Consider the following 24428-nt stretch of genomic DNA (forward strand, 5'->3'; position numbering starts at 1 on the left):
GAGCGGCGCAATGACCGAGGGACGCACCGACGGTACGCCGACAGGCGGCACGGAATCGCACGATCCGGACTTCCCGGAGGCGTTCCTGTCGTTCATGCGGCAGGGTTGGCGCGACACCGCGCTTCCCGTGTCGCCCCGGCCGGAGACGCCCAACTACGCCAAGAGGCGTGCCGCGCTCTCCGCGGCCTTCCCCGGTGAGACGCTTGTCATCCCCACCGGCACCGAGAAGGTCCGGGCCAACGACACCGACTACCCGTTCCGCCCGGGCAGTGACTTCGCCTACCTGACCGGCGACCACGACGCCGACAGCGTGCTGGTGCTGCGCCCGAACGGCTCGGGGCACGACGCGATGCTGTACATGCGGCCCCGGTCGTCCCGGGAGACCGACGAGTTCTTCCGCAGCCGCAACGGCGAGCTGTGGGTGGGCCGGCGGCACACGCTCAGCGAGAAGTCGACCGAGCTGGGCCTGCCCACCGCCGACCTGACCGGCCTGGAGGCGACACTCGCCGACCTGGCGCCGGGGCGTACCCGGGTGTTGCGCGGTTTCGACGCCCAGGTGGACGCGGCCGTGCGCCCCTACGACGGGCCCCGCGCCGAGGGTCAGCCGGCCCGCGACCGGGAGTTGGCGATCGCCATCTCGGAGATGAAGCTGGTCAAGGACGAGTGGGAGATCGGCCAACTCCAGGACGCGATCGACGCCACCGTGCGTGGCTTCGAGGACGTGGCCCGGATCCTGCCGGCCGACCGCGCGGTCTCCGAGCGGCTGCTGGAGGGTGTCTTCGCACTGCGGGCCCGGCACGACGGCAACGACATCGGCTACAGCTCGATCGTCGGCGCCGGCGAGCACGCCACGATCCTGCACTGGGTGCACAACCACGGCGCCACCCGGCCGGGTGACCTGCTGCTGATGGACATGGGTGTCGAGGGCCGAAACCTCTACACCGCGGACGTGACCCGGGTGCTGCCGGTGAGCGGGCGGTTCACCGCCCTGCAACGCCAGGTCTACGACATCGTGTACGCCTCACAGCAGGCCGGCATCGAGGCCATCCGCCCCGGGGTGAGGTTCAAGGACGTCCACCTGACCTGCATGCGGGTGCTCGCCGAGGGCCTGTCCGAGCTGGGTCTGCTACCGGTGAGCGTGGACGAGGCGATGGACGAGAAGTCGACGGTCTACCGGCGGTGGACGCTGCACGGCTTCGGCCACATGCTCGGCATCGACGTGCACGACTGCTCGAACGCCCGCAAGGAGACCTACCGCGACGGCGCGTTGGGCGAGGGCTACGTGCTCACCGTCGAGCCGGGTCTGTACTTCCAGCCGGAGGACGAGCTGGTCCCCGCCGAGCTGCGCGGCGTCGGCATCCGGATCGAGGACGACGTGCTGGTCACCGCGACCGGCGCGGTGAACCTGTCGGCCGGGCTGCCGCGCACCTCCGACGAGGTGGAGACCTGGCTGGCCGAGCAGCGCGAGGCCGGCCCCCGCCTGCCCGGCTGACCGCATCGCACCGCACCGCACCGCACCGCAGGCGCATGATCCACTCGGGTTTCTTGAAATCGCGGTGTCCGGACCGCGCCGATACCGCGTTATCAAGAAACCCGAGTGGATCACGCCCGTCCAGTCGGCCCGACATCCACCCGGCCTGCCATCCGACGTGACGTCGACCCGCGCGTACCCGCCCGCGACCTCCCGGCCACGCACCGCCGGGGCCACGGCGAACGTCGACAGGCGCGCACGCGCACCCGCCCGCGACCTCGCGGCCACACACCGCCGGGGCCACAGCGAACGTCGACCCGCGCGCACCCGCGCCCGCGACCCCGGCGACGAGCAACGAGCAACGAGCACCCGACGCCCCGCCCACCCCCACCCAACGTGACACCCACCCGCCACCCGAAGCGGCGTCCACCCCGCCCCGCCCACCGCCCGACGCGGCGGCCGTGACCGCCGCGATGGCGAGCACCTGACGGCGACGCCTGGTCACCACGACGCCTGCTGCGGACTTCCGTACGCCAACAGCACCGTTCGCGTGGGCTCGTGCTGCTCGCACCCTTCGTATCAGCCCCACCGCGCTCACCACCCCTGCCCCCGCCTGAGCCGAATGTGGGGTTATCTCAGATAAGTCCTCATCACGAGGATGGTTCTCATACGGTGTGGATCGGAGGCTACAACCCATTTGTAGCTGGTCGTGGCGCTTCGGGTGGTGCGACCCCGTCTGGCAGCAGGAAAGGGCGGAAGGCTCTGATGTCCAACGACGTAACGAGTACCGACGGCGGGGCCTCGACAGCTCCGCCGACACGACGACGGCGGGCGCTCTGGGTCGCCGGCGTGGCCGGGCTGACCGGCGTGGTCGGCCTGGCGGCCCTCGGCGGTGTGGCCGCCCGGGACGACAAGCCCAAATCCGAACGGGTGTCCGACGCGCAGCCGTCGACCAACCGGCAGAACGTCGGCGACGCCGGCGGCGCGAACGACGACAACACCAAGAAGGACGGCGCCAACGAGGACCGCAGCCGGGACGAGTGGAGCGGCGGCGACTGGAGCGGCTTCGACGACCGGTCCGGCACGGACGACAGGCGCGCGGACGACAGGCGCGCGGAGAAGGACCGCACCAAGCAGGTCCCGTGCGACAGCGACAAGCTGATCCAGGCGATCACGTTCGCCAACGAGGACGGCGGCGTGCTGGAACTGGCCAAGGGCTGCACCTACACGCTGACCCGCAACCAGGACGGCAACGGCCTCCCGGTGATCACCGAGCACATCACCCTCAAGGGTGAGCACACCACCATCGGCCGTGAGGCTACCGCCGACTACTTCCGCATCCTCAACGTCGGTGCCGGCGGGCACCTCACCCTCAAGGGCCTGAGCATCAAGGGCGGCCAGACCCTTCAGCCATCGGTGACCGCCGACCCGGCGACGGTCTGGGCACCCTACTCGGCCCTGGTCCGACCGGTCGCGGCCGGCACGGCGACAAATCCGACGGTCACGGCCGGCACGGCAACCAAGCCGACGGTCACGGCCGGCACGGCAAATGAACCGGCGAGCACGGTGCCCGGATCCCGCGCAGCAACCGCGGCCAAGCCCACGGCGGGGAAGCCCACGGCGGGGAAGCCCACGGCGGGGAAGCCCACGGCGGCCAAGGCCACCGCAGCCAAGCCCACAGCAGGAACAGCAACCAACACCACCGCGACCAAACCCGCGGCAGCAACCCCGGCCAAGCCCACAACGGCCAAGGCCCCAGCAGGAACAGCAACCAAAGCCGCAGCAGCCAAACCGGTAGCCGCGACAGCGCAGGCCGGGGCGGCGGTGGCGCCGCTGGTGGCGGAACCCGGGTTCAACGACGGCGCCGGGGTGCTGGTGCAGCCCGGTGGACGGGCCGAGATCCTGGACAGCGAGTTGCTCTACAACCAGTCCGGTGGCAACGGCGGTGGGCTGGCCAACTTCGGCAGCACCAGGCTCAGCAAGACGACTGTCGCGCACAACACCGCCTTCTTCGTCGGCGGCGGCATCTTCAACGCCGGCGTACTCCAGGTCGACGAGTCGAAGATCAAGGACAACACCGCAGTCATCGGTGGCGGTGGCATCTCCAACGGCGCGCCGGCGATTCGCAGCGAGGGCGTTGTGGGCGGTTCGGTCTGGGTCCACAAGAGCGAGGTCACCGACAACGAGACGCTCGGCTTCGGCGGCGGCGTGCTGGATGTCGAGGGCACCACGACGCTGCACCAGACGACTGTCGGTGACAACACCGCGGTGCTCGAGGGTGGTGGCGTCGCGGTGGCGGACAGCCAGCTCACCCTCAAGGACGCCACGGTGGTCAGGAACAGCACCGCTCGCGAGGGTGGCGGCCTGTTCGTGAGCTCCGACAGCGTCGCGACGATCGAGAGCAGCAGGATCAAGGACAACACCTCGGTCTTGTGGGGCGCCGGCCTCTACAACGACGACGGCGTCACCACGCTGCGCGACAGCGAAGTGGTGGGCAACCGGGCCGTCGGTCCGTCCGCCCGCGGCGGCGGCATCGTCAACGCCGACGGGAGCGAGGTCAGACTCCACCGGACGAAGGTGGCGCACAACTTCTCCACCCTTGAGCCGGGGGGCATCTTCAACAGCGTCGGCGGCACCGTGACGCTGGACGACGAGTCCGCGGTCACCGCCAACCGCCCGACCAACTGTTTCAACGTTTCGGACTGCTTCGCCTGATCGGGTGGGGCTGAACCACATAGAGGGCGCGCCCCTTCGAGCCGTGAACGGCTCGGAGGGGCGTACCCATTTGGGCAGGTCAGGCGCGTGCAGGCCGGCTTGGGCGGCGGCGTGTCGGTCCAGGCCCCACTGGGGGCAACATGAACCGAATGTGGGCCTTTCTCGGATAAGCCCGCGAGGCGAGGAACCTTCTCATACGGTGGTTTTGGGAGCTACAACCGATTTGTAGCAGGGGACGTCCGTCTGAGGGCGGCGACCCTGTCTGGTACGAGGAGAGGGCAGAGAGCTCCGATGTCCAACTACCTAACGAACAACGAAGCCTCCGGGCGGGCGACGGCCAAGCGCCGCCGCAAGCTCTGGCTCGCCAGTGGCGTGGCCGGTTTGACGGGCGTGATCAGTCTCGCGGCGGTGGGCGTCGCGGGCAGCGCCGGTGCGGTCGGCTTGAACTGGAACACCGCGCAGGTCAGCAAGGACGGCGACCAGCGGGGTGAAGAAGGACGCGACTGGGACAAGGACAAGGACCAGGACCGCGACAAGGACCGCGACAAGGACAAGGACAAGGACCACGAGCGCGGGAAGGAGGTGCCCTGCGACACCGACAAGCTGATCCAGGCGATCGTGTTCGCCAACAACAAGCACGGCGGTGTGTTGGAGCTGGCCAAGGGCTGCACCTACAACCTGACCCGCAACGACTACGAGGGCAACGGCCTCCCGGTGATCACCGAGCACATCACCCTCAAGGGTGAGCACACGACGATCTCCCGGGAAGCCACGGCGGACTACTTCCGCATCCTCAACGTCGGCAGCGGTGGGCACCTCACGATCAAGGGCCTGACCATCAAGGGTGGCCAGACCCTGGAGCTGGAGAACGGTGTCGAGCCGGCGGCGGTCTGGGCGGCGTACTCGGACTCCGAGGCGATCGCGGCCCAGGTGAAGGCCGGCACGCCGTTGGCCCAGGTGCTCAGCGTGCGGCAGGCCAACCCGAAGGCGGGCCTGAAGGCCGCGCCGAAGGTCACCCCGAAGGCCACGCCGGGCGTCGTCAAGCCGCTCGTCGAGGAGCCGGAGGAGAACGACGGTGCCGGCATCCTGGTCCAGCCGGGCGGCACCGCCGAGATCCTGGAGTCCGAGGTCGTCCTGAACCAGTCCGGCGGCAACGGCGGCGGCGTGGCCAACTTCGGCACCACGAAGATCTGGCACAGCACCGTCACCCGCAACACCGCCTTCTTCTTCGGTGGTGGTGTCTTCAACGCCGGCCTGCTCAAGGTCGAGGAGTCGAAGATCAAGGACAACACCGCAGTCATCGGTGGTGGCGGCATCTCCAACGGCGCCGCGGAGATCTTCACCGACGACGTCGACGGCGGGACCGTCGAGCTCAAGAAGAGCGAGATCACCGACAACGAGACGCTGGGCTTCGGCGGTGGCTACCTCGACATCGAGGGCAACACCACGGCGTACGAGACGACGTTCGCCTCGAACACCGCGGTCCTCGCCGGCGGCGGTCTCGCGGCGGTGGACAGCCAGTTGAACCTGCACCACGTCACGATCGAGAAGAACAGCACCGTCGGTGTCGGTGGCGGTGTGGCCATCGCCTTCGACAGCGTGGCCACGTTCGAGAAGAGCACCATCAAGGACAACACCGCCGGCTTCTTCGGCGGCGGGCTCTTCAACGCCGACAGCGTCACCACGCTGCGCGACAGCGAGGTCGTCGGCAACCGGGCCGTGGGCCCGATCGGGGTCGGCGGCGGCATCTTCAACATCTTCGGCGAGGTCAACCTGTCGAAGACGAAGGTCGCCCACAACTTCTCCACCTTCGAGCCGGGCGGTGTCTTCAGCTTCTTCGGCGAGGTGAGCGTGGACGACAAGTCCGCCATCACCGCGAACCGTCCGACGAACTGCCTGGCCATCCCGGGCGGCACCATCGAGAACTGCTTCGCCTGATCAGGGCGCAGCGCCAGCACGACGAGCCGGCCCCCTTCCGCACCACGCGGAAGGGGGCCGGTTCACGTCACGACCTCTGGACGAACACCGCCACACTGCGCGCCGGTACGGTGAACGTGCCGGCGGCCCGGTCGAACGAGGCGGTACGCAGCGCCGGGTCGGCCGAGTCGACGAGCACCGGGTGCAGTGCCACGTCGGCACCGCGCAGACCGGTCACCGTCTGCGCAGCCGCCGACGGCGTGCCGTTGAAGACGACTGTCACCGACGTCCACGCCCCGCCCAGCCCACGCGCGTCCAGGGTCATGGTCAACACACCCGGCGTCTCCCGCGCACCGGACAGCGGGAACGCCACCCGCCGCTGCACCTGCTCGGCGGTGGCCAGGCCGAACACCGGCGACGACGCCCGGATGCGCAGCAGCTCGGCGTACCGGGCGTCGGTGGTGTCAATCGCCGTGCAGTCCGGCACCAGCGTCGGGTCGGCCAGCAGGGGCAGCGCGAACGGCCACTTGTCCTCGTTGTCGGGCGCGGGCGGCAGGCCGATGCCGAACCCGTTGCCCCGCTCGCAGCCCCAGCGGATCTGGTTGAACCAGTCACCGGAGTTGTACGAGTTGCGGTCCAGCGACTTCGACCGCAGCCGTTCGGTGCCGGCGGTGACGAACCCGGTGCCCTGTCCCAGCACCACCGTGCCCAACGCCAGCACCTGCATCCGGGAGCGGTCCGCCGCCGAGGTGGCCTGCGGCAGCTTGTACGCCAGCGCGTCGTACAGGATCTCGTTGTCGTGCGCGTCGACGTAGGTGACGGCCTCCCCCGGCGCGGCGGTGTAGCCGGCCGGGGAGCCGTTGTAGTCCACCTGCGCTCCGGTGACCTGCCGTCCGGCGGTGTCGGTGAACCGGTACCCGCGCAGGTTGCCGGTCAGACCCACCTTGATCAGGTCGTGGGCGTGCAGCAGGCGGGCCTTCTGCTCGGCCGGTGACCCGTTGACCGGGTCACCGTTCGGGTCGGTGTAGAGCCCGGACGCGAAGCCCTGCACCCGCGGGTTGGTGTCGAACGGCCCACCGCCGCGCACCGCGTCACGCAGCCGGTCGTTGAAGGTGCCGATGCCGGTGCCCGCCATGTTGGCCTGGGTGGCCTGTACGAACCGGGCGTCGCCTGCCACCTCGCCGAAGTTCCAGCCCTCGCCGTAGAGCAGGATCGAGCGCCCGTCCACGCCGTCGCGGGCGACGGTCAGCCGGTCCAGGGCCGCGCGGACGGCCAGGATGTTCGCCTTCGGGTGGTGGCCCATCAGGTCGAAGCGGAAACCGTCCACCCGGTACTGCCGGGCCCAGGTGACGAGCGAGTCGACGACCAGCTTGCCCATCATGGCGTGCTCGGGGGCGGTGTTGGCGCAGCAGGTGGAGTCGGCCACGCTGCCGTCCTCCAGCAGCCGGTGGTAGTAGCCGGGCACCACCTGGTCGAGCACCGACTTCGGGTCGGTGCCGGCCGCGGCCGTGTGGTTGTAGACCACGTCCATCACCACCCGCAGGCCGGCGTCGTTCACCCCGGCGACCATCCGCCGGAACTCGGTGGTCCGCGCCGCGCCGACCGGGTCGACGGCGTAGCCGCCCTCCGGCACGGTGTAGTGCAGCGGGTCGTACCCCCAGTTGTAGCCGTCGGTGTCGGCGACCGCCGCCACGCACGTCTGCTGCTCGGCGGAGTCCGGCGGCAGCGCCGCCAGGTCGCAGGCCGGCTGCCGCTGGTCGGCCCGCCGCTCCGGGATGGTCGCGAAGTCGAACGCCGGCAGCAGGTGCAGGTGGGTGACCCCGGCGTCGCCGAGCGCCCGCAGGTGGGTCATGCCGGCTGTCGCCGGGTCGGCGAAGGCGAGGAACGTCCCCCGCCGCTCGGCCGGCACGGTGTCGTCGGCGATGGAGAAGTCCCGCACCGACAGCTCGGTGATCTGCGCCTTCGCCGCCGGGGCCGGCTTGCGTAGCGTCCGCCACCCGGGAGGTGCCAGTGCCGGGTCGTTCAGGTCGACCAACTGGCTGTGCGTGGAGTCCGCCGCCAGGGCCACCGAGTACGGGTCGGTCACCGAGGCGGTGACCAGCTTCTGCGCCGCGGGTTGCCACGCCCGCACCTCGTACCGGTAGAACCTGCCGGTCCAGGTGTGGTCGCCGCGCGCCGACCACACGCCGGTGCGGTCGTCGCGGCGCATCGGCACCGTCTTCGGCGACGCGGTGGGCGAGTCGAACAGGTGCAGCGCCACGCTCTGGGCGGTCGGCGCCCACAGCGCGACGCTCGGTGTCCGGCCGTCGAACGTCGGGCCGAGGGTGGCGTCGGTGGCCGGGGAGTACACGTCGTCGAGCACGCCGGGGATCTGCACCCCGGTCGCGGCGAGCAGCGCACCCTCGGCGTCGCGTTCGGTGACCAGCAACTGCCCCCGCAGCGCCGCCGGGACCTTCGCGAGGTCGCGCCGGTCAAGGGCGAAGCTCCGGTACGACCACAGGTGCGGGAACCTGTCGCGTTGGGCCTCGGTCAGCCCGTCGCGCTGCGCCCGCAGCGGCAACGTGGTGTACGCCCCGGTCAGCTCACCGTCGACCACGCTGACCCCGCCGTTCGGCGCGGCGACGAGCGCGTACGTCCTGCCGTCGGTCGGCGGGGTCTGCCACGCCACGGTGGACCTGTCGATCCAGTGCGCCTTCTGCTCGCTGATGTCGGTGTCCCCACTGGTGGTGGTCGGCGGGTCCGGCTCTCCGATGGCCGCCTGCCCGCTCGGGTAGATTGCCGGGTCGCCCTGTTTCAGCCAGATCTCCGCGGTCCGGGTGACGTCGATGCCGCGGTCCTGGGCGACGTCCTTCGAACCGGCCTTGTCGACAACCAGGAAGTTCAACCACGTCGCGCCCGGCTTGAGTCTTACCCACGCGAAGCGGCCGTAGGAGTCCTCCCCCGCGAACGGCTGCCCCGTGGGCCACTCGGTCACGTACGCCGGGTCGATGTCACCCCAGGCGTACAGCCCCCAGTCGTCGTACCCACCCGCGGGGCGCTGGTAGTGCACCACCGCCCACTCCCGGAAACCGCCCTGCGGCGGCTCAGAATCCGCCACAGCGCACCCCGTCGACAGTGCACACCCGGGGGGTGCCGGAGGCCCGCTCCTGGTGGAACCGCAACGACACCGACCCACCGGGCCGCACGTCCACCCCACTGACGTACGTGAAGCCGCTGCCGTCCTGCCGCACCGTCCCCTGTGGCACACCCTCCACCCAGGCGGTCACCAACCGCCCACCGGAGAACTCCAACCGGACCGTCCATCCACGACTCTCGGCGGACCGGTTGACCATCGACACCTCACCGATGAAACCCCCGTCGAAGCTCTGCACGACCCCGTACCGCCCACTCATCGCCGGCTGCCCCTGGGGAGCCCGGCTCGGTGACCGCGACGCACCCCCCGTCGCGCCGACAGACGGGCCGGCCGAGGGTGACCGCGACCCGGCCGTGGCGCTCGGCGGCAGCCCGCTCGCCCGCCCGGACAACCCCGGCCGGACCGGTGGGGGCGACGACGCCGGGCCGGGAGCGCTCGGCACCTCCGCAAGCGTCGGCAGCGGCAACGCCGGCGGCCTCGACGCGCCGTCCGGCGCAGGACTACGCCCCCGGTACGCACCCAGAGCCATGAAGAGCAGCACCACCATCACGAGGACACCAGCGCCCACCACGATCCAGGGCGACGACACGATCGCAACCGGACCGTGCGGCAGTCGCGGGGCACGACGCATGCCGGACATGTACCTCCTTCAGCGCACCGTCCGGGCAGCCTAGCGATCGGCGGCCGGGGCCGGTAGCACCGACGACGCGCCCCGCCGTGACACCGACCCGACCCGGCTCGGCTCAGCCCAACCGACAGTCGACCCCGTTGATCGTGCACCGGAGCGGCCGCTGCGCCGACTCGCCCCAGCCGACACGCAGTCGCAGCGTCCGAGAGTCACCCACGTCCAGCGAACGGGTGCCGCGCAACACGAACTCGCCGTGCCCGCGGCCCCGCACCGAGACCCCCGAGTCGTCAGCGACCCGCAGAGCCCACAGGTCGTCGTCGAACGCCAACTCCACCACCCAGTCCATCGACCGACCCGACTCGTTCGCGATCGACAGCACCGCCGCGTCACCGTCCCAGCCGTTCGTACCGACCTGGTACCGAGCACTGACCGCGCGCTCCGCCGGCGCGCCCGACACCAACGGACCGACAGACACCGCCGGAGCGCTCGTCCGCGGCGGAGTCGGCGAACCGGTCACGGTCACCCGTGGCGACGGCACCCGACTGCTGCGCGACGGCCGCGGCGACACCGAACGCCGCTCCACACCGGCCGGAGTCGGCCCACCGGTCGCCGACGCGGCAGCCGGCACGGTCGGCAGGAACACCGGAGGCTCGGCCCGCGGCGCGACTTCCCGCTCCCGGGTCCGGAACGACAGCAACGCGATCACCAGGAGCACCACCAGCGCACACACACCGAACAGCACCACGATCCACGGCGCCGACGTCAACACCCGAGCCGCTCGCGGCCCCGCCGCACCATCCGGCCGCACTGCCATCAGGTCTCCCCTCGTCCCCACCGACGCGACAGCGTAGCCAGCGGCGCACGGACCGGGAACCGGGCGGGTACGGATCGGGCCGACCGGCCCGGGTCGGTCAGCCCGTCCGGACGACAGTGCAGATGAGTGGCCCGCCAGCAGAGACCCGCAGCAGGTAGCGGTACCGCTCCCCCGGCACCGCCTGCCCCCGACTGTCCAGGAACTCCCACTCGACAGCCACCATCGTCAACATCGCCGACAACGGCTGCACGTCCTCGATCCGGGCGTGGGCCGCGACCAACTCCCGGTCCTGGTAGTCGGGCGCGGCACCCACGAAGGACAGCGCCACCGCCGCCGCCGACGTGAACGAGAAGCTGTAGGTGTCGGCCACCACCAACCCCGGCAGGGCGTAACAGCCGGCGATGGCCGGCAGATCGCCGGAGGTCAACGCCACGCCGTACCGGTCGAAGAAGTCGGCCAACGTGTCAAGATCCGTGGAGGCGTTCACGGTCACAGCAGTTGCCGGTCACCGCCCAGGTCAAACCTCAGCGCGGCGACACCCGTACCTCGATCTCCGCACCCAACCGTGCGTCGGCGGCCAGGCCAAGGTCGTCCCCACTCCAGAACCGCCCCGGGTCATACCAGTTCGGACGCCGGCCCGCCGGCAGCAGCCCCATGGCCTCGTAGGTCACTGCCACCACCTCGGCGCAGTACGCCGTCTCCAGTGCCCGATCCCGTTCTCCCGCCGAGCCGGCCGGGCGGCCGGAGGTGGCCGGGTTGGCGTGGGTGGCCGAGTTGGCGCGCGTGGCCGGGGTTGGCCGGCCAGGGAGCGGCAGCGCGGACAGGCGGCCGGGGCGCGGCAGCGTCGGCACCCGACCACGCACCCAGCGCCACGCCAACTGCGCGGTCGACGGGAACGGCGTGCCGTCGAGCCGCGCGATCGTCCGCAGCACCGCCCGCTCCATCTCAGCGTCGGCCGGCGGGTCGAGTTGCCGCAGCCAGGCTCGTTGGCCGTACCGGTTGGCCCAGACGCAGACCGCGTCGCGCAGATCGTGTAGTTGGACGCCACGCTGGTGGGTGCCCGACCACAGGTCCGGCAACGACCGACCCAGCTCCGCGTGCCACATCAACGGGGGCATGTCGTCCAGCACGACAGCCATCCCGACGTGGTTGACCGGGCTGTTGGTGGTGAACTGGATCGCCCGGTCCGGCACGCTGCGACCCCGGAACACCCACACGTCTCCGGTACGGGTCAACTCGACGGCCTCATCCAGGCTGATGCTCATGAGGGACTAGCCTAGGCCGATGCGGCAAGGATTGCGGTGGTGGAAGGTTCTCGGGCTGGCCGGCCTCGCCGGCGTGGCGGCCTCCGGCGTGGTCATCGCGCGGGCCGAGCGGCGTCGACGCGCGTACACCCCGGAGGAGATCCGGCAGCGGCTCCTGGAACGGCACGCCCAGGCCGGCGACGCCGCGAAACCCGGCAACCCGGCCTGACCCACCGTCCTCCGGAGAAAGCGCGCGGGGCTGGCGTTGGGCTAGGTGCGGAGGTATTTGAGCACGGCCAGCACCCGGCGGTGGTCCGTGTCGGTGGGCGGTAGGTCGAGTTTGGTGAAGATGTTGCTCACGTACTTCTCGACCGCGCTGTGGCTGACCTTCAGTGCCTCCGTGATGCCGGTGTTGGAGCGGCCCTCCGCCATCAGTCGCAGCACGTGCTGCTCGCGCGGTGTCAGGCGCCGCATCGGGTCGTCGCGACGCACCAGCAGTTGGGCGACGACCTCGGGGTCCAGCACGGTGCCGCCGGCAGCCACCCGGCGCAGCGCGTCGAGGAAGTCCGACACCTGCGCCACCCGGTCTTTCAGCAGGTAGCCGACCCCGCTCGTCTCGACCGAGAGAAGGTCGGTGGCGTACCGTTCCTCCACGTACTGCGAGAGCACGCACACCGCGATCTTCGGGTGCTGCCGTCGGATGACGAGCGCGGCCCGGATGCCCTCGTCGGTATGGGTCGGAGGCATCCGCACGTCGACCACCACGACATCGGGTCGGTGCGTGTCGACGGCGGTCAGCAATTGGCCGGCGTCGGGCACCGCGGCGACGACCTCGAAGCCACCGTCGGTGAGCAACTTGGTGAGACCGGCCCGCAGCAGGACCGAGTCTTCGGCTAGCACTACTCGCATCGGAGATAAACCGTAACGGTTGTGGGCCCGCCGGGCGGACTCATCACGGTCAGGCTGCCGTCGACCGCCGCTGCTCGCTGCGCCAGACCGCGCAGGCCGGTGCCGGCACCGGTCACCGACGCGCCGCCGCGACCGTCGTCGGTGATCGTGATGATCAGCCGGTCGCCGGCGCGCTCCGCCACGACCTCGGCACGGCTCGCGTTCGCGTGTTTGGCAATGTTCGTCAGCGCTTCGGAGACGGCGAAGTACGCGATCGCTTCGACGCTCGGCGAGCAGCGCGGCACGACGTCCACGTGCAGTTTCACCGGCAGCGGCGCCCTCGCGACAATGCCCGAGAGCGCCGCGTCGAGCCCCCGGTCGTTGAGGACTGCCGGGTGCAGGCCGCGAACGAAGTCGCGCAGTTCGGCCAGCGCGGCGGTGGCCTCGTCGTGGGCCGCGGCGACGACTCCCAGAATCTCCGACGGCCGGTCGGCGAAGGCGGCGCGGGCCATGCCCAGGTTCATCGCCAGGGAGACGAGGCGCTGTTGCACACCGTCGTGCAGGTCCCGCTCGATCCGGCGCCGTTCGCTGTCGGCGGCCTCGACCAGATCGGCTCGACTGAGCGCCAGGGACTCGACCCGCTCGGCAAGTTCCTCGGCGTGACTGCGGCCGAGGAGACGCCGTGCCACGGCCGTGTCGATCCCGGCAATGCCGCGTGCGACCCACGGCGCGGCGAGCAGCAGGGCTGTGGCGCCGCCGAACCACAGGCCGTGCCCCACCCCGGACACGCGCTCGGCCCACAGGGCGGCGAGCGGGAGCGCCGACCAGCAGAACACGACGATCACCCCGCCGAGGCCGCCCAGCAGCGGGGCGAGCAGGTGGTAGGCGAGCTGGCGCCAGGTGGTTCCGACGCTCCACGGCTGGTAGATCCGGTGCCAGCCGGTGCCAGGGTCGCGCTTCGGCGCGGCTATGTCGACACCGAGTAGCGCCCGGAACCGCTCCCGTTGCAGCGCGCTGAAGAGCCACGCGAACGGTGGCAGCGCCAGCGGGCTCAGGACGGCGACGACCACGTACACCACCGCGAGCAGCCGGTGGCCGGTCGGGCCTTCGACGAGGCTGGCCACGGCTGCCCACCACAGCACGCCCACGAGCCAGAGCACCGTGCCCGTGCTGGCGGCGAGGAACATCCCCGCCACCACGTGGAAGGTCGCCTGCCAGGTACGCGGCGACGACAGCGGGCGCAGCACGGCCAGCGGCCCGGTGGCCCGCTCATCCGTCATCGCTCCTGCTCCCGCTGAGGTCATGTGCTCACGCTAGGTATCCCGGCGTCGGTCGGCTATCGGGAAAACCCACCGTCCGGGGTGGGGGAAACCGCAGTGCGTCCGGCTGGCCGCCCCACTTACCGCGCCGTCATGCGCTGGCAGCGTAAACGTCAGTCGGACGAGGTGAGGAGCAACAGGCGATGATCCAGGTGCGGGAACTGACAAAACGGTACGGCGACAAGCTCGCCGTCGACGGGCTGACATTCACCGTCAGCCCGGGAATGGTGACCGGTTTCCTCGGACCGAACGGCGCCGGCAAGTCCACCACGATGCGGATGATCCTCGGGCTGGACGCACCGACGAGCGGTTCGGTGCTGGTGAACGGAAAACCGTACCGGGCGCACACCGCGCCGTTGCGTGAGGTCGGCGCGCTGCTGGAGGCCCGCGCGATCCACCCGGGCCGCAGCGCGTACAACCACCTGTTGGCGTTGGCCCGCACGAGCGGCATCCACCGCTCGCGGGTCGACGAGGTGATCGAGGCGGTCGGCCTGTCCGGCGTGGCGCGGCGGCGGGCCGGCAAGTTCTCGCTCGGCATGGGGCAGCGGCTCGGCATCGCCACGGCCATGCTGGGCGACCCGCGCACGGTCATCCTCGACGAACCGCTCAACGGGCTCGACACCGACGGCATCCGATGGGTGCGCGCGCTGTTGCGGAGCCTCGCCGCCGAAGGCCGAACCGTTTTCGTCTCCTCGCACCTGATGAGCGAGATGGCGCTCACCGCCCAGCACCTCATCGTCATCGGCAGGGGCCGCCTGATCGCCGACACCGGTGCGGCGGAGTTCGTCGGGGCAGACAGACGCAGCGTGGTCCGGGTGCGCACCACCCATCCGGAGGCGCTCGCCGCCCGCTTGTCCGGGCCTGACATCGAGGTCTCGTTGGACCGGGACAACGCGCTGACGGTGTCGGGGTTGACGACCGACCAGATCGGCATGGCCGCCGGCGCGGCCGGCATCACACTGCTCGAACTCACCGCCCAGCAGGCCTCGCTGGAGGAGGTCTTCATCGATCTGACCCGCGACGCGGTCGAGCACCGCGCGAATGCCTTTGGAGCGACGTCATGACCAACGTCAACCTTCCCGCGTTCCCCGGCGAGCAGCAGGTCAGTCAGGTGCGCGTCATCCGCTCGGAATGGACCAAGCTGCGCTCCCTGCCGTCCACGATCTGGTGCCTGCTGGCCACGGTCGTGCTCGTGGTCGGCGTCGGGCTGGCGTACACCACGCTGCGCGTCGCCCGCCCACCCGCGGATCCGACCACGTTCGACGCCGTCTCGGTCAGCCTCGCCGGCGTGCAACTGGCGCAGCTCGCGATCGGCGTCCTGGGCGTGCTGTTCATCACCGGCGAGTACGCCACCGCACTGATCCGGGTGAGCCTGGCGGCGGTGCCCGACCGCCTGCCAGTGTTGTGGGGCAAAGCTGTCGCGTTCGGGCTCACCACCCTCGTGGTCTCCGTCCCGGCCGTGCTGGCGTCGTTCCTCGTCGGCCAGTCGATCCTGTCCGCCAAGGACCTGGATGTCGGGCTCGGCGAGCCCGGCGTGGTACGGGCCGTGCTCGGCAGCGCGCTGTTCCTGACCGCGGTGGGCCTGCTCGGCCTCAGTCTGGGTGCGCTGCTGCGCAACACCGCAGGCGGGGTCTCGGCTCTGTTCGGGCTGCTGTTCGCGCCACAGCTCGTGCTCGGGCTGCTGCCGGAGTCAGTGTCCGACGCGGCGTACCGGTATCTGCCGACGCCGGCCGGCGCGGCCGTCAGCTCTGTCCACCAGGACCCCCTCGCGCTCGGCCCATGGAGCGGGTTCGCCGTGTTCTGCCTCTACACCGTGGTCGTGCTCGGGCTCGCCGCTTGGCAACTGCGCCGTCGGGATGCCTGAGCCGTCCACCTCGACCGGCATGATCCACTCGGCTTTCACGATGTCGGGGCGTTTCCGGCGCCCGGACGCCGCGTTTTCGGTAACCCCGAGTCGATCATCCCGCCCTCGCCGCCATGTCCAGTTTCCCATGGGCCAATTGTCCGGTTTGACGGACGTCGTCGGGTGGTCGGGGGCACACCGGCGGGGGAATCGGTGGCCGGCCGGGGTCGTTATACCTGGCATACGACCGCGACCATGAGGTCGTGGGGCGTGGCAGCCGCCGGGAACACCCGGCAGGTCGCCCCGGTTACATCCCCGGCACGGCCGAGCACCACCGCAACGGCCGACCCCCCGCGGGTAGGCGGAATGAGACGCCACCGGCAACGGTTACACCCTGTCCCGACGCCGACCCCATTGCGCGGGTCACCGGGCAAGGCTTTCCCCGCAAGGCACGCACCCCCCGTTGACCGCCGTGCGGGCACCCCCGATGCAGAGGAGCACGCCATCATGCGTACCGATCTGATCCGCAAGACCGCTCTGACCGCCGCCGGCCTCGCCTTCACCGGCGGCGCCATCGCCGGACCGGTCACCACCGCCTACGCCGCGTCCGACGCCAAGCCCGCCACGCAGACCCAGACCGACCGCAAGCCCAACGGCGAGCGGGAACTGGGCGTGCGCTACGAGGCACAGCCGAACTTCTACTACTGCGGCCCCGCCGCCACCCGCAACGCCCTGAGCGTGCAGGGCAAGAACATCAACGTCGACGACATGGCCAAGGAGATGGGCACCACCGAGGCCGGCACCAACAGCATCAACGACATCACCCCGGTCCTGAACAAGGAAACCGGCAAGGCCGACGCCTACCACAGCGTGGAGATCAGCAGCCCGGATGCCGACGCCAAGCAGACCGACACGCTGCGCGCCGACATCGTCAAAACGATCGACAACGGTCGGGCCGTGGTCGCCAACATCGCCGGCACCAGCACCGACACCACCGGAACGACGCACTCCTACGAGGGCGGGCACTACATCAGCGTCGTCGGCTACCGCGACAACGGCACCACCGTCACCATCGCCGACTCCGCCGACCCGAACCAGGCCGCCTACCAGATCAGCGTCGAGCACCTCGCCGACTGGATCGCCACCCGCGGCTACGCCACCAGCTGACACCCACACACACCGAAGGGCCGGACCCCACCACGGGGCCCGGCCCTTTCGGCGTACTCGAATCAGGGTTCGCGACCCACGCGCGCCGGCCTGGCGTCCGCCACCGGCCCAGCGTCCACCGCTGGTTCACCACCCACCGCTGGGTCGGCTGCCTCGATGCGGTGGGCCCGTCGGCGTAGCCACCAGGTGCTGCCCAGACCGGCGAGCACCGCGAGGACAAGCCCGGCCCAGGAGATGTCCTTGAGCCAGTGCTCGGCCGCCCGCCCCACGGTGAAGAGCAGGTAGGTGGTGCCGAACGCCCAGACCAGCCCGCCGGCGGCGTTGGCCAGCAGGAACCGCCGGTACGGCACGTACAGCGCCCCGGCAAGCGGGCCGGCCAGGATCCGCAGCAGCGCCACGAACCTACCGAAGAACACCGCCCAGACGCCGTAGCGGGCGAAGCTCTGCTCGGCTCGGACGAGTTGGGCGGGGCCGAGATGACGGGGGAAGCGCCGGCCCAGTCGTGCCAGCAGTGGACGACCACCGCGACGGCCGACCGCGTACCCGATGGAGTCGCCGACGATCGCACCGGTCGCCGCGGCGGTGGCCACCCACTCCGGCTCGACCACGCCCGTGGCGGCGAGCAGCGCGGAGCTGACCAGGACGATCTCGCCGGGCAGGGGAATGCCCATGCTCTCCACGCCGATGACCCCGCCGACGAGCAGGTACACCGCGATCGGTGGCAGCGACACGAGCCAGTGCTGGACGTCGAACACGGTTGACCCCTCCTCCGACCGGGCCCCGAACCCTACCCGCGCCAGCCGCCCCGACCCGCCCGACCGCCCCGACCGCCCCGACCGGCACCGCCCGAGCAACACCGCCCGACCGGCCCACGACACTCCCCCTAACGCGTCCTAGGAGGCTAGGGGTGGGGATGGGGGCGGGGGCGACACTCGGGTTGCGCAACTAGCAAGACGGACGTACGGTTTTGTTGAGAGCGGAATCGGCGGTAAGTGTCACCTAACCTCGGCGGCCTCCCGACCGGTGCGAAAGACTGCTCAGGACTACTCACGGTCGCTGGTGTGAAGGAGTACGACGTGGCGAGCCTCGACACCTTCGGTGCGAAGACCCAGCTACGCGTCGGAGACGCGAGCTACGAGATTTTCAGGATCGACAAGGTGGACGGCCACGCACGGCTGCCGTACAGCCTGAAGATCCTGCTGGAAAACCTGCTGCGGACCGAGGACGGCGCGAACATCACCGCCGACCACATCCGCCAGCTCGGCGGGTGGGACTCCTCCGCCGCCCCGAGCGTCGAGATCCAGTTCACCCCGGCGCGGGTGCTCATGCAGGACTTCACCGGCGTGCCCTGCGTGGTCGACCTGGCCACCATGCGCGAGGCCGTGCGTGACCTGGGCGGCGACGCCAGCAAGGTCAACCCCCTCGCCCCGGCCGAGCTGGTCATCGACCACTCGGTGATCGCCGACCTGTTCGGCCGCGAGGACGCGTTCGCCCGCAACGTCGAGCTGGAGTACGAGCGCAACAAGGAGCGCTACCAGTTCCTGCGCTGGGGCCAGACCGCGTTCAACGAGTTCAAGGTCGTCCCGCCGGGCACCGGCATCGTGCACCAGGTCAACATCGAGTACCTGGCCCGCACCATCATGGCGCGTGCAGAGGCGTCTGGAGTCATGCAGGCCTACCCGGACACGGTGGTCGGCACCGACTCGCACACCACGATGGTCAACGGCCTGGGCGTGCTGGGCTGGGGCGTCGGCGGCATCGAGGCCGAGGCCGCGATGCTCGGCCAGCCGGTCAGCATGCTGATCCCCCGGGTGGTGGGCTTCAAGCTGCACGGCGAGATGCCGGCCGGCACCACCGCCACCGACCTGGTGCTGACCATCACCGAGATGCTGCGCAAGCACGGTGTGGTCGGCAAGTTCGTCGAGTTCTACGGCCCCGGCGTGAGCGCCGTGCCGCTGGCCAACCGGGCCACCATCGGCAACATGTCCCCGGAGTACGGCTCCACCGTCGCGATCTTCCCGATCGACGCGGAGACGGTCCGCTACCTGGAGCTGACCGGCCGCGACGCCGCGCAGGTCGCGCTCGTCGAGGCGTACGCCAAGGAGCAGGGCCTCTGGCACGACCCGGACCACGAGCCGGACTACTCGGAGCGCCTGGAGCTGGATCTGGGCACCATCGAGCCGTCGCTCGCCGGCCCGAAGCGCCCGCAGGACCGGGTGCCGCTGGGCAGCGCCAAGACGCTGTTCCGCTCGGCGCTGACCGACTACGTATCCGACGACTCCGCCGGTGAGCGTGACTTCAAGCCTGGCGTTCCCCGCGAGGAGCTGCCGCGCGGTGCCAACGGCCCGGCCGACGAGGCCAGCGCCGAGTCGTTCCCGGCCAGCGACCCGCCGGCCAACGACTTCAGCGACCCGGCCGACGAGCCGCGTGACCTGGAGACCGCGGCGGTCGGCGCGGGCGGCCGGGCCAGCAAGCCGGTCCGGGTCACCGGCGCCGACGGCGTCGAGTACGAGTTGGACCACGGCGCCGTGGTGATCGCCGCGATCACGTCGTGCACCAACACGTCCAACCCGCAGGTGATGATCGGTGCCGCGCTGCTGGCCCGGAACGCCGTCGAGAAGGGCCTGACCCGCAAGCCGTGGGTGAAGACCACCCTGGCACCCGGGTCGAAGGTCGTCATGGACTACTACGAGCGGGCCGGCCTCACGCCGTACCTGGACAAGCTCGGCTTCAACCTGGTCGGCTACGGCTGCACCACCTGCATCGGCAACTCGGGCCCGCTGCCCGAGGAGGTGTCCGCCGCGGTCAACGAGCACGACCTGTCGGTGGTGTCGGTGCTGTCGGGCAACCGCAACTTCGAGGGCCGGATCAACCCGGACGTCAAGATGAACTACCTGGCGTCGCCGCCGCTGGTGGTCGCCTACGCCCTCGCCGGCACGATGGACATCGACCTGGCCAACGAGCCGATCGGTGAGGACTCCGAGGGCAACCCGGTCTACCTGCGCGAGATCTGGCCGAACAGCACCGAGATCCAGGACGTCATCGCCCAGGCGATCGGCGCCACCGGGTTCAGTGCCGCGTACGCCGACGTCTTCGCCGGCGACGAGCGGTGGCAGTCGTTGCCGACCCCGACCGGCGACACCTTCGCGTGGGAGAGCGACTCCACCTACGTGCGTAAGCCCCCGTACTTCGAGGGCATGCAGCAGGAGCCGAGCCCGGTGGTGGACATCGCCGGCGCCCGGGTGCTGGCCAAGCTGGGTGACTCGGTGACCACCGACCACATCTCGCCGGCGGGCGCGATCAAGGCCGACTCACCGGCCGGGTCGTACCTGGCCGAGCACGGCGTGCCGCGGCACGAGTTCAACTCGTACGGCTCGCGCCGGGGCAACCACGAGGTGATGATCCGGGGCACCTTCGCCAACATCCGGCTGCGCAACCAGTTGGTGCCCGGGGTGGAGGGCGGCTTCACCGTCAACCACCTCACCGGCGAGCAGACCTCGATCTACGACGCGTCGGTGGCCTACCAGGAGGCCGGCATCCCGCTGGTCGTGCTGGCCGGCAAGGAGTACGGCTCGGGTTCGTCGCGGGACTGGGCGGCCAAGGGCACCATGCTGCTGGGTGTCCGGGCGGTCATCGCCGAGTCGTACGAGCGGATCCACCGCTCCAACCTGATCGGCATGGGCGTGCTGCCGTTGCAGTTCCCGGTGGATGTCACCGCCGAGTCGCTGGGTCTCACCGGCACGGAGACGTTCACCATCACCGGGGTGACCGCGCTCAACGACGGTGACACCCCGCGCACCGTGCAGGTCAGCACCGACACCGGTGTGGAGTTCGACGCCGTGGTGCGGATCGACACCCCTGGTGAGGCGGACTACTACCGGCACGGCGGCATCCTGCAGTACGTGCTGCGCCGCATGATCGCCAACTGACGTACCGACGTCCGGCGAAAGGGCCGTTTTCCGCGCTTGCGGGGAGCGGCCCTTTCGTTTCTCCTCGCTCTCTTCGGGAGCGGCCTCCACCGGCCCGGTCGTGGCGCCGGGCCGCAGGGGTTGTCGCCGCCTTCGGTGGGCAGTCGGGCCCGCCGACCGGTTCAGGTTGTGTCTTTGCTCTGCACCCGCCCGTGCACCACGAACGGTCCGTAACTGGCGCATCGGCGGGTGCAGAGCAAAGGACACGAGCGAGCACCTGCACCACCGGGCCGGATGGCGCGAGGGGCGGGTCGGCAGCGCACGCCCCGGCTCAGCGCAGCCGCAGCGCGACCGCGCGGGCCTCCTCGTCGGTGAGCGGCAGGAACCACAGGAAACGACGGACGATGGCGACCGGGTCGGGTCCGCCCGGCTGGCCGCGCAGGTCCCGAATCGCCCGGCGGGTGATCCGGGAGAACTCGGGGATCAGGGTCGCCCGGCGCGCGAAGTCCGTCGGGGTCGCGCGCAGCGCCGGGCAGGGCCAGTCCTGACCGCAGGCGTCGCACGTCCAGAGTGGGCCGTCGGCGGTGTGCGCGACCGGCGGGCCGCACCGGGACCGCCAGCGTGCTGAGGGTACGACGTTCCCCTGGCGACCGGGGCCACGGTACGGAGGGTGGCGTGGCCCGGTCGGCCCGGCGCTGATCGCCCGGGGCGAGGTCGGCGGGCTCGGTCGATTGTCCGGCCGATGGGGACGGTTGCAGGGCTTGTCCTCGGGCATTCCGCGCTCCCTCCGCAATGCTGTCTTCACGACACGCTGCCGAGGGTTGGCAAGCGATTACACCGCGTAGAAGTATTTCCTTCCAACGTCTGGAACGTTCTGGAGGGTCTGGAGATGAATCGAGCCGTACAGGCGGCGATGGCCGAGCGGGGCCACACGGCGGACAGTCTGGCTGCGCAGATTGGTGTCGATCCGAAGACGGCCGCCAAGTGGGCGAGCACGGAACGAATTCCGCAGACGCGTCATCGTGCGCGGGTCGCCGAGGTGCTCGGTCGGGACGTCGACGACCTGTGGCCGGAGGCGCTGAAGCGCCGGACGCCGGTCTGGTTCCGACACTGGGCCGAGCTGGAGCGTGAGGCACTGGCGCTGCGATGGTTCGAGCTCACATGGATACCGGGCCTTCTGCAGACGAAGGCGTACGCGCTGGCCACGCTGGTCGGCGAGGCATTCACGCCGGCCGAGGCCGACAATCTCGCCGAGGCGCGGCTGAGCCGGCAGGCCATCCTGCGCCGGGAACGCCCGCCGCTGCTGATCGCGGTCATCGACGAGGGAGTGCTCCGGCGCGCCCTCGGCGGCGACCGGGCCATGATGCGCGAGCAGTGCGAGAAGCTGGCCGAGCAGGCCACGTTGCCGAACGTGTCGCTGTTCGTCGTGCCGTCCGACGTCGGCATGTATCCCGGCCTCGGTGGGCCGTTCACCATCGCGGAAATGCCGGACGGCGCGCGGGTCGCCCACGTCGACAGCCAGGCCCAATCACAACTCATCGACAAGACCGCCGACCTTGCTAGGCTGGAACGACGGTGGGAGCGCATTCGCGACGCAGCCCTGTCGCGCGCGCAGTCCCTCAACCTCATCAGAGAAGCGGCAGCATCATGGACCTGACCGGCGCACGGTGGCGCAAGAGCAGCAAGAGTGGCAACAACGGCGGCAACTGCGTCGAGGTGGCCGACAACCTCACGGGCGTCATCGGCGTACGTGACTCCAAGGACCCGGCCGGCCCGACGCTCGCCTTCGACCCGGCGGCCTGGACCCGGTTCCTGGCCCTGGCCAAGCGCGGCTGACCACGCGACCCAACGGCCCCCGGCGAATCGCCGGGGGCCGTTGACGTTTCACCGGGCGCGCATCCGTGCCATCGTGGACACCCGCCGCTGAGACGTCTCGCCGACCGGCGGTCAGTTTCCGTTGGCGGCGCGGCGGCGGGCCTCGCGGGTCTTCATGGCGTGCTCCATCAGCGTGACGAGCACCTCCTTGCTGGACTCGCGCTGCCGGGCGTCGCAGAGCAGCACCGGCACCCCCGGGTCCAGGTTGAGCGCGGCCTGCACCTCGTCGAGCCGATACTGCCGGGAACCCGCGAAGCAGTTCACCGCCACCACGAAGGGCGTGCCCCGGCCCTCGAAGTAGTCGATCGACGGGAAGCAGTCGGCGAGCCGGCGCGTGTCGGCCAGCACCACCGCGCCGATGGCGCCCAACGCCAGCTCGTCCCAGACGAACCAGAACCGGTCCTGACCGGGCGTACCGAACAGGTACAGCACCAGGTCGTCGCTGATGGTGATCCGACCGAAGTCCATGGCCACGGTGGTGGTGGTCTTGCCCTCCACCCCGGACAGGTCGTCGATGCCGACCCCCGACTCCGTCAGCACCTCCTCGGTGCGCAACGGTCGGGTTTCGCTGACCGCGCCGACCATGGTCGTCTTGCCCACACCGAAGCCGCCGGCGACCAGGATCTTGATCGCGGTGGGCAGTGGGGTCGCTCCCGCCGGCCGGTCAGAGTGCCCGTAGTCCATTGATTACCGCCTCGAAGATGCTGTTGTCGGGAAGGCCGGCCGTGGTCTGCGGCTCGCGGACCTGCACGAGGCTGCGAGCCGCCAGGTCACCGAGGAGCACCCGGATGGTGCCCACCGGCAGATCGAGATGGGCGGCGATCTCGGCGACGGACTGTATGCGTTGACACAGCCCGACGATCGCCAGGTGCTCCGGACCGAGACCAACCTCCGGCGTTACCTCGGCTCGGGTCGCGGTGACCAGGGAGATCAGGTCGAACGTGCCGGTGACCGGGCGGGCCCGCCCGCGGGTCACCGCGTATGGGCGCACGACCGGGCCCGCATGGTCGTCCACCCACTGCTGCTCTGCTGACTCCCCCTTCACCGTCATCGCCGCTACCTCTCGCCGGCCGGCTGCTCGGTGCGCGACGGCGACGCGACGTACTTGCCGACGCGGGTCACCAGCATCGCCATCTCGTAGGCGATCAGCCCGACGTCGGCGTCCTCGCTGGCCAACACCGCCAGGCAGGCGTTGCGGCCGGCCGCGGTGACGAACAGGAACGACGACTGCATCTCGATGATGGTCTGCTGCACCTGCCCGCCACCGAAGCGCTTGCCTGCGCCCCGGGCCAGACTCTGGATACCAGCCGCCATCGCGGCGAGATGCTCGCCGTCGTCCCGGCTCAACCCCTGGGAGGAAGCCATCAACAATCCGTCGGTGGAGAGCGCGACCGCGTGCTCGGCCTGCTTCACCCGGCCCACCAGGTCATCCAGCAACCACGTCAGGTCGGCACTCGAAGCCGTCTTCTGCGCCACTTCGTCGTCCTCTTCTCGCCCGGCTCATGC

The 24428-nt window shown here is 70.6% G+C and carries 22 protein-coding genes; 10 read left to right on the forward strand and 12 right to left on the reverse strand.

The window, feature by feature from the left end; genetic code table 11:
- The first annotated feature begins 10 nt into the window (after positions 1–10).
- The 3 genes from ACGFIQ_RS24670 (at position 11) to ACGFIQ_RS24680 (ending at position 6124) form a co-directional block, all read left to right on the forward strand.
- A complete protein-coding gene (locus tag ACGFIQ_RS24670; protein WP_393247294.1) occupies positions 11–1492 on the forward strand; it encodes an aminopeptidase P family protein in 1482 nt (493 codons plus the stop codon).
- Positions 1493–2236: 744 nt separating this feature from the next.
- Complete coding sequence (locus ACGFIQ_RS24675; RefSeq protein ID WP_393247296.1) at positions 2237–4186, forward strand: hypothetical protein; 1950 nt, start codon at positions 2237–2239, stop codon at positions 4184–4186.
- A gap of 291 nt (positions 4187–4477) precedes the next feature.
- Positions 4478–6124 (forward strand): hypothetical protein, encoded by a 1647-nt coding sequence (locus ACGFIQ_RS24680; protein ID WP_393247298.1) that lies wholly within the window; start codon positions 4478–4480, stop codon positions 6122–6124.
- Positions 6125–6191: 67 nt separating this feature from the next.
- Here the strand turns inward: ACGFIQ_RS24680 and pulA are convergent, their stop codons facing one another.
- The 5 genes from pulA to ACGFIQ_RS24705 all read right to left on the reverse strand — a co-directional run bounded on the left by pulA (position 6192) and on the right by ACGFIQ_RS24705 (position 11943).
- Complete coding sequence (gene pulA / locus ACGFIQ_RS24685) at positions 6192–9200, reverse strand: pullulanase-type alpha-1,6-glucosidase (protein WP_393247300.1); 3009 nt, start codon at positions 9198–9200, stop codon at positions 6192–6194.
- Complete coding sequence (locus ACGFIQ_RS24690; protein WP_393247302.1) at positions 9187–9876, reverse strand: cellulose binding domain-containing protein; 690 nt, start codon at positions 9874–9876, stop codon at positions 9187–9189. The genes pulA and ACGFIQ_RS24690 overlap by 14 nt, the downstream gene beginning before the upstream one ends.
- 103 nt (positions 9877–9979) lie before the next feature.
- The gene (locus tag ACGFIQ_RS24695) at positions 9980–10678 is read right to left on the reverse strand and encodes a hypothetical protein (protein WP_393247304.1); all 699 of its coding nucleotides are present in this window, start codon (positions 10676–10678) and stop codon (positions 9980–9982) included.
- 97 nt (positions 10679–10775) lie between these two features.
- Positions 10776–11165, reverse strand: coding sequence for a hypothetical protein (locus ACGFIQ_RS24700; RefSeq protein ID WP_393247306.1), 390 nt, complete (start codon positions 11163–11165; stop codon positions 10776–10778).
- Between the two features lie 37 nt (positions 11166–11202).
- A complete protein-coding gene (locus ACGFIQ_RS24705) occupies positions 11203–11943 on the reverse strand; it encodes a hypothetical protein (RefSeq protein ID WP_393247308.1) in 741 nt (246 codons plus the stop codon).
- 19 nt (positions 11944–11962) lie between these two features.
- Here ACGFIQ_RS24705 and ACGFIQ_RS24710 point away from each other — a divergent pair, with 19 nt between their 5' ends.
- Entirely contained in the window at positions 11963–12151 is a 189-nt protein-coding gene (locus tag ACGFIQ_RS24710) for a hypothetical protein (RefSeq protein WP_393247310.1), read from the forward strand.
- 41 nt (positions 12152–12192) lie between these two features.
- On the opposite strand, the gene ACGFIQ_RS24715 is transcribed toward ACGFIQ_RS24710, so the two are convergent.
- On the reverse strand, positions 12193–12831 hold the full coding sequence (locus ACGFIQ_RS24715) for a response regulator (protein WP_393247312.1): 639 nt from the start codon (positions 12829–12831) through the stop codon (positions 12193–12195).
- Positions 12822–14090: a histidine kinase gene (locus tag ACGFIQ_RS24720; RefSeq protein WP_393247314.1), complete on the reverse strand. Its 1269-nt coding sequence runs from the start codon at positions 14088–14090 to the stop codon at positions 12822–12824. Before ACGFIQ_RS24720 ends, ACGFIQ_RS24715 begins: the two co-directional genes overlap by 10 nt.
- Before the next feature lie 182 nt (positions 14091–14272).
- Here ACGFIQ_RS24720 and ACGFIQ_RS24725 point away from each other — a divergent pair, with 182 nt between their 5' ends.
- The 3 genes from ACGFIQ_RS24725 to ACGFIQ_RS24735 all read left to right on the forward strand — a co-directional run bounded on the left by ACGFIQ_RS24725 (position 14273) and on the right by ACGFIQ_RS24735 (position 17139).
- Entirely contained in the window at positions 14273–15193 is a 921-nt protein-coding gene (locus tag ACGFIQ_RS24725; protein ID WP_393247316.1) for an ATP-binding cassette domain-containing protein, read from the forward strand.
- On the forward strand, positions 15190–15993 hold the full coding sequence (locus ACGFIQ_RS24730) for an ABC transporter permease (RefSeq protein ID WP_393247318.1): 804 nt from the start codon (positions 15190–15192) through the stop codon (positions 15991–15993). The genes ACGFIQ_RS24725 and ACGFIQ_RS24730 overlap by 4 nt, the downstream gene beginning before the upstream one ends.
- Before the next feature lie 486 nt (positions 15994–16479).
- On the forward strand, positions 16480–17139 hold the full coding sequence (locus tag ACGFIQ_RS24735; protein WP_393247320.1) for a C39 family peptidase: 660 nt from the start codon (positions 16480–16482) through the stop codon (positions 17137–17139).
- Between the two features lie 62 nt (positions 17140–17201).
- Here ACGFIQ_RS24735 and ACGFIQ_RS24740 read toward each other — a convergent pair whose 3' ends face one another.
- Complete coding sequence (locus tag ACGFIQ_RS24740; RefSeq protein WP_393247322.1) at positions 17202–17894, reverse strand: DedA family protein; 693 nt, start codon at positions 17892–17894, stop codon at positions 17202–17204.
- A 306-nt stretch (positions 17895–18200) separates the two neighbouring features.
- Here ACGFIQ_RS24740 and ACGFIQ_RS24745 point away from each other — a divergent pair, with 306 nt between their 5' ends.
- Complete coding sequence (locus tag ACGFIQ_RS24745; RefSeq protein ID WP_393247324.1) at positions 18201–21068, forward strand: aconitate hydratase; 2868 nt, start codon at positions 18201–18203, stop codon at positions 21066–21068.
- Positions 21069–21378: 310 nt separating this feature from the next.
- On the opposite strand, the gene ACGFIQ_RS24750 is transcribed toward ACGFIQ_RS24745, so the two are convergent.
- The gene (locus ACGFIQ_RS24750; RefSeq protein ID WP_393247326.1) at positions 21379–21822 is read right to left on the reverse strand and encodes a hypothetical protein; all 444 of its coding nucleotides are present in this window, start codon (positions 21820–21822) and stop codon (positions 21379–21381) included.
- Between the two features lie 114 nt (positions 21823–21936).
- Here ACGFIQ_RS24750 and ACGFIQ_RS24755 point away from each other — a divergent pair, with 114 nt between their 5' ends.
- Both ACGFIQ_RS24755 and ACGFIQ_RS24760 read left to right on the forward strand, forming a co-directional pair.
- Positions 21937–22704: a Scr1 family TA system antitoxin-like transcriptional regulator gene (locus tag ACGFIQ_RS24755; protein WP_393247328.1), complete on the forward strand. Its 768-nt coding sequence runs from the start codon at positions 21937–21939 to the stop codon at positions 22702–22704.
- Positions 22695–22883, forward strand: a complete 189-nt coding sequence (locus ACGFIQ_RS24760) for a DUF397 domain-containing protein (protein WP_393247330.1) — start codon at positions 22695–22697, stop codon at positions 22881–22883. Before ACGFIQ_RS24755 ends, ACGFIQ_RS24760 begins: the two co-directional genes overlap by 10 nt.
- A 111-nt stretch (positions 22884–22994) precedes the next feature.
- Here ACGFIQ_RS24760 and ACGFIQ_RS24765 read toward each other — a convergent pair whose 3' ends face one another.
- From ACGFIQ_RS24765 to ACGFIQ_RS24775, 3 genes are read right to left on the reverse strand one after another with little or no spacing between them, the layout of a single operon-like run.
- Complete coding sequence (locus tag ACGFIQ_RS24765) at positions 22995–23606, reverse strand: ATP/GTP-binding protein (RefSeq protein ID WP_357069898.1); 612 nt, start codon at positions 23604–23606, stop codon at positions 22995–22997.
- Complete coding sequence (locus ACGFIQ_RS24770) at positions 23587–23973, reverse strand: DUF742 domain-containing protein (protein WP_357069895.1); 387 nt, start codon at positions 23971–23973, stop codon at positions 23587–23589. Before ACGFIQ_RS24770 ends, ACGFIQ_RS24765 begins: the two co-directional genes overlap by 20 nt.
- Before the next feature lie 5 nt (positions 23974–23978).
- Positions 23979–24398 carry a roadblock/LC7 domain-containing protein gene (locus tag ACGFIQ_RS24775; protein WP_355032793.1) on the reverse strand — a complete coding sequence of 140 codons (420 nt, stop codon included), beginning with the start codon at positions 24396–24398 and terminating at the stop codon, positions 23979–23981.
- Between the last annotated feature and the right edge of the window lie 30 nt (positions 24399–24428).

The sequence above is a fragment of the Micromonospora sp. NPDC048898 genome, from assembly GCF_043198035.1.
Taxonomy (GTDB): domain Bacteria; phylum Actinomycetota; class Actinomycetes; order Mycobacteriales; family Micromonosporaceae; genus Micromonospora.

What these genes read in the sequence shown, in the direction of transcription:
- ACGFIQ_RS24680 (WP_393247298.1), top strand. Translation starts at nt 4,478, where the DNA reads ATGTCCAACTACCTAACGAACAACGAAGCCTCCGGGCGGGCGACGGCC.
- ACGFIQ_RS24675 (WP_393247296.1), top strand. Translation starts at nt 2,237, where the DNA reads ATGTCCAACGACGTAACGAGTACCGACGGCGGGGCCTCGACAGCTCCG.
- ACGFIQ_RS24755 (WP_393247328.1), top strand. Translation starts at nt 21,937, where the DNA reads ATGAATCGAGCCGTACAGGCGGCGATGGCCGAGCGGGGCCACACGGCG.
- ACGFIQ_RS24730 (WP_393247318.1), top strand. Translation starts at nt 15,190, where the DNA reads ATGACCAACGTCAACCTTCCCGCGTTCCCCGGCGAGCAGCAGGTCAGT.
- ACGFIQ_RS24770 (WP_357069895.1), bottom strand. Translation starts at nt 23,973, where the DNA reads ATGACGGTGAAGGGGGAGTCAGCAGAGCAGCAGTGGGTGGACGACCAT.
- ACGFIQ_RS24735 (WP_393247320.1), top strand. Translation starts at nt 16,480, where the DNA reads ATGCGTACCGATCTGATCCGCAAGACCGCTCTGACCGCCGCCGGCCTC.
- ACGFIQ_RS24750 (WP_393247326.1), bottom strand. Translation starts at nt 21,822, where the DNA reads ATGCCCGAGGACAAGCCCTGCAACCGTCCCCATCGGCCGGACAATCGA.
- ACGFIQ_RS24670 (WP_393247294.1), top strand. Translation starts at nt 11, where the DNA reads ATGACCGAGGGACGCACCGACGGTACGCCGACAGGCGGCACGGAATCG.
- ACGFIQ_RS24760 (WP_393247330.1), top strand. Translation starts at nt 22,695, where the DNA reads ATGGACCTGACCGGCGCACGGTGGCGCAAGAGCAGCAAGAGTGGCAAC.
- ACGFIQ_RS24695 (WP_393247304.1), bottom strand. Translation starts at nt 10,678, where the DNA reads ATGGCAGTGCGGCCGGATGGTGCGGCGGGGCCGCGAGCGGCTCGGGTG.
- ACGFIQ_RS24765 (WP_357069898.1), bottom strand. Translation starts at nt 23,606, where the DNA reads ATGGACTACGGGCACTCTGACCGGCCGGCGGGAGCGACCCCACTGCCC.
- ACGFIQ_RS24715 (WP_393247312.1), bottom strand. Translation starts at nt 12,831, where the DNA reads ATGCGAGTAGTGCTAGCCGAAGACTCGGTCCTGCTGCGGGCCGGTCTC.
- ACGFIQ_RS24705 (WP_393247308.1), bottom strand. Translation starts at nt 11,943, where the DNA reads ATGAGCATCAGCCTGGATGAGGCCGTCGAGTTGACCCGTACCGGAGAC.
- ACGFIQ_RS24690 (WP_393247302.1), bottom strand. Translation starts at nt 9,876, where the DNA reads ATGTCCGGCATGCGTCGTGCCCCGCGACTGCCGCACGGTCCGGTTGCG.
- ACGFIQ_RS24720 (WP_393247314.1), bottom strand. Translation starts at nt 14,090, where the DNA reads ATGACGGATGAGCGGGCCACCGGGCCGCTGGCCGTGCTGCGCCCGCTG.
- ACGFIQ_RS24710 (WP_393247310.1), top strand. Translation starts at nt 11,963, where the DNA reads ATGCGGCAAGGATTGCGGTGGTGGAAGGTTCTCGGGCTGGCCGGCCTC.
- ACGFIQ_RS24725 (WP_393247316.1), top strand. Translation starts at nt 14,273, where the DNA reads ATGATCCAGGTGCGGGAACTGACAAAACGGTACGGCGACAAGCTCGCC.